At 58.8% G+C, this 4022-nt stretch carries 3 protein-coding genes; 1 reads left to right on the top strand and 2 read right to left on the bottom strand.

From position 1 onward, the window contains the following. Nucleotides 1-1066: 1066 nt before the first annotated feature. Together NCT32_RS36500 and NCT32_RS36495 are read right to left on the bottom strand one after the other, a co-directional pair. Entirely contained in the window at nucleotides 1067-1636 is a 570-nt protein-coding gene (locus tag NCT32_RS36500; RefSeq protein ID WP_250491509.1) for a YSC84-related protein, read from the bottom strand. Nucleotides 1637-1731: 95 nt separating this feature from the next. Next, the gene (locus tag NCT32_RS36495; protein WP_250491508.1) at nucleotides 1732-2079 is read right to left on the bottom strand and encodes a hypothetical protein; all 348 of its coding nucleotides are present in this window, start codon (nucleotides 2077-2079) and stop codon (nucleotides 1732-1734) included. Nucleotides 2080-3096: 1017 nt separating this feature from the next. On the opposite strand from NCT32_RS36495, the gene NCT32_RS36490 reads away from it, so the two are divergent. Then, on the top strand, nucleotides 3097-4022 hold a 926-nt coding region (locus tag NCT32_RS36490; RefSeq protein ID WP_250491507.1), incomplete at its 3' end, for an LssY C-terminal domain-containing protein.

Below are 4022 nucleotides of genomic sequence, written 5' to 3'. Positions count from 1 at the left end.
CATCGGTCAGCGCTGGTCACTCAGCAACGCCGCGAACCGCGGATTGCCGGACGCGAGGGGCAGCGGCACGAAACACCACCTAGCTCGATAACGCGTAGCCGCCCCTTGCCCCATAGCCGCGCCCACCGCCCCGCCTGCGTCTTTTCCGAAGGTGTTATAGCCAACAGTCAAGCGCCCGACCGCCGCCGTTACACGGCGCTGCGCATAAGCTTGGCGCTGGTGCTTACGTCTCATGGCAAAGCGCTCCCACAAATTCGATCCAATCTGGCTGCAAACTGACTGCTAGCCTTATAGGCCGCTGACGCTATCCCCATCACCTCTGCAACGCGCTGCTGCAAGTCGAGGCCCACGCGATCGGCAACGTTCTCTTACGACCTGACCTTTGTGCTCGTGGCCAATCAACCGCGCGAGCTCTCATTGGGTGCCCATGACGCCCGGCGCAGAGGTCAACGGCTTTACGGCTAGTCCGCAGGCTCCCTGAGAGCCATCTTTTACGGTCATGTCTCACCGTGCGAGGCATGCATGAAAAACCCGCGCCCGCTCAGCCTCCGCTATCACCCGCTTCTTGATTACGGACCGGCCAGTCGACGCATACCCCAAAGCGACATTCACCAACTTCCTGCGGATGTAACCGTTCCCAGAGTGCAGCTGTCGTTCATCTCGTCGAGTCCCGTTAAATGCGGCGCGATGAAATCGTCCGCTTGGGCCGGTCAGTTCCAAAAGGACCAAATGACGACGTGTTCAATCCATCCACGCCGCCCCCGGCAGGCGATGCTTTGATGCGTCGGTAGCCCATCGGCAACAAGTTCATTTTGGCGTCGGCAGCAACATACAACGTTCATCGACGCGCACCGTCGCCTTGCTACCCGCCTCATCCAATTCAGGCTTGAGCCCCGCGTTGAAGGCGCCACGCTCCATTGTCGTTAAAGCGCATGCAATCTGCCGCCGTAGAAGTGCACCACGAGAAATACATGCCGAGGGAGGGTGCGGTATGCGCTTTCCTGCGTTCACCCCATCGCACCCGATCCTCACCGTTGATTCGACGCACCGTATAGCCGTTCGGTTATCAGATATCGAGCTTGCTAACGTTTGTTCCTTCGAAGCTGAGATTGGCCATCAGGCCGGAGTTCGTCAGCACGAACCCAACAATCGGCGCATTCGTCGTTGCCGTGTCGAGCGCACCGTTCGCGCCGGTCTTGGCCACCGCTACCGAGCCATCCACGCCCGCTGTCCAACCCTTATCGCTCGTGCGGAATTTTTCGAGCCCGTCCTGGGTCATGAACATCATGATCACCGCCTTGGACTGGGCGCCAATCTGCAGGCCAAAGGAAGCGGTACTGGTCTTGTAGTAGCCGACGGACGTGCCTGCCTGACGGAGCGCGCCTTCGCCGTACTCGCCGCCGACCACCAGGCCTGCGGCAAGCACCGACGGAAAGACCAGGATACCCTTGGCCTTGGCGGCTTGCGCCTGCGCGCCCGGTGTCGAACTGTAGAGCTTGTTGAGGGCGCCATCGACGCCGGCATCGATTTCCTTGCGCTTGCTGGCTGCTTCGGTCGGCGTCGAGGTCGAGCCACAAGCGGCCAGCGAGCTGGCGAGGGCGATAGCAGTGAGCGAAAAGAAGGTGCGACGATTCATGAGACTCTCCTCGATCGAACTGTGCAAGATTGAGATTTGAAGCGTCTGGAGTTGCTGCTCAGAGAGAAACGAAGACGCGTCGGCTGACGCACTGGCTAGAGGCAGCTGCCAACAGCGCCGCCGGCGTCGCCGCTACCTCCGGCACCCGGGCGAAAGCCCACCCACGTTTTGCTGTTGCCTGTCCAGGACGGCCGCACGAGCGCGGCTGCGCCATCCGGCGGCCGCTGGCCCGGAACATAGACGTCCATCGCCTGATTGTTCGCCACGATCACTTGCGATATCACTTGTTGCTGTGACTGATTCGCCCATCTCTGAGCGATGCATTGCGAGACTGCCGCGACCGACTGTTGACTTTCCCCGACCGATTGCGCGCTCGGAGGCATGGGTTGAGTTGCACAGGCTGACACGGCAATGGTTACGACGAGAAGCGGTAGCAATTCCATTTTTATCACCCTCCTGTTGAATTTCCATTTCCATCGCCTTATCGTAGGCTCTGGTTGACATGCGCAAAAGTTCGGAACGACGGCTGTTCGCACGCTTCTGGACAATGTGTTCGCATGATCGCCTGATGCGCGTTCACTGCGTTTTCCAGGAATGCGATCGGCCGTGAAGAAGCCGCTACCTGCTCCGTGGACATAGTGCTTTCTCGTTATTGCGCAACGTTGCACTTGAATAGCGCTCCCCTTTCTCGGCTAAGGCGACAACAAATCCGCGCAGACGTACGCGCGTTGCCTCATGGTCGCCCATCAGCATAAACGGGGCGATTCGAATTGAAGAACCAGCAGCACATATGGCTTGCCAATGAAAGCCGGCCGCTGATTTCGCGTTCGTAGCGCTCGTTTCGTTGTGTTGCAGCAGCGACCGCAGAAAGCAATTCCGTTCGCCGCCAGCGTCTACACGACAAAGCTCATAATCGGAACACCTGGCCCGAGTTCTCGCTCTCTTCGTTTTAATCAAGCCGGCGCGGGCTTTGAGCGAAACCGGAAGAAGCCGGTCGCACTCGGGCGGAGCCGTCTGTTTTACCAATGCAGTAGACCGTCACGCGATATGTCGACCAACCGAAAGCGTGGCTGCCGTCATCAACGTCCTTGAACAATCTGACTGTTGTAATAGGTCAGACAGTCCCGCGGTGCACAGAGCTCGTGGCTTTTAGACGACTGCTGAATTCTTCCAGGTTGATGGTATGAAAACGGGGGCGGGCAGGCGCTCATCTTTTCATGCAATATAGGCGGTATGCGTTTGGTTTTCCACCAAAGGCGTGCGAATTGTGCCCTTGACAAGTCCACCCGGAGGTCGGTGACTCCGTTCATACGAAGCGCTGCTCCTGGCGCTCGTTAATAGTGACGCGCGCCGGCCCGGACACTATAATCCATACGCATCACGAAGAACCTTGGCAGAGCGAATATCAATTCACACTAGCCCGCTGAGAGCCCCCCGACTCGCGGAAAAGAGGTGACGCGATGAACCGCATCGTGAATCGACTGCTGAGTGCAGTTGTTATCGCCTTGTTCCTGTGCAGTTGCGCCACTACACCGCAGAACGACAGCGCTCTGAACTATAAGAGCCGTGCCACGAGCCGCACGGAAGGCGGTCTCAGGGTTTACGCTTCGGTGCTTTCGGCCGAAGACAGCGTGGCGGTCTATGGCGCGCCATTAGCGCAAAAAGGAATTCAGCCCGTTTGGATCGAGGTGCAGAACGACGATCCGGTCAGCTATTTCCTGATGTCGCCAGGCCTCGATCCAAACTTCTTCCCGGCCTCCGAAGCGGCCGAAGCGTTTGCTGACAGCAAGGCCCTCGTTACCAAGGACGAGCTCGACCAGCGCTTTCGCCGTCTCGCCTTTCACAACCCGGTCCTGCCTGGGCAAACCGTATCCGGATTCGTGCTCACGAACCTCCGTGAAGGTGCGAAGCTCGTTCAGCTCGATCTCGTTGCGAGCGGTGGCGCAAAGACATTCTCGATCCTGATGGTCGTGCCTGGCTTCCATGCCGATTATCATGTCAGCGCCGTGTTTCGCCGCGAGATCTATCCGCCTGAAAGAATCGTCGATTACACGGACGATGACGCCTTCCGCTCGGCGCTCGAAGCACTACCCTGTTGCGCGACCAACGAGGACGGTTCGAAAAATGGCGATCCGCTCAATCTAGTCATCGTGGGTGGCCTCGATGATGCGTTTCCCGCACTCGTGCGGCGCGGCTGGACTCCAACCGAAGAGAAATGGTCGGGCGCAATCACGAAGACAGTCACGTCCGCGCTCTCCGGCGAGCGTTACATCAATGCGCCGGTGAGCGATCTGTATCTCTTCGGCCGCGCGCAGGATCTTGCGCTGCAAAAAGCACGCGACACGATTCACCAGCGCAATCACTTGCGGCTCTGGCTAAGCCCGAT

Origin of the sequence: Caballeronia sp. INML2, assembly GCF_023631365.1 — a bacterium.
Classification (GTDB): domain Bacteria; phylum Pseudomonadota; class Gammaproteobacteria; order Burkholderiales; family Burkholderiaceae; genus Caballeronia; species Caballeronia turbans.
This window is presented reverse-complemented; position numbering and strand designations above follow the sequence as displayed.

Bases quoted from the DNA above. Each gene is read 5' to 3' on its own strand.
- NCT32_RS36500 (WP_250491509.1), bottom strand. From the start codon at position 1,636: ATGAATCGTCGCACCTTCTTTTCGCTCACTGCTATCGCCCTCGCCAGC.
- NCT32_RS36495 (WP_250491508.1), bottom strand. From the start codon at position 2,079: ATGGAATTGCTACCGCTTCTCGTCGTAACCATTGCCGTGTCAGCCTGT.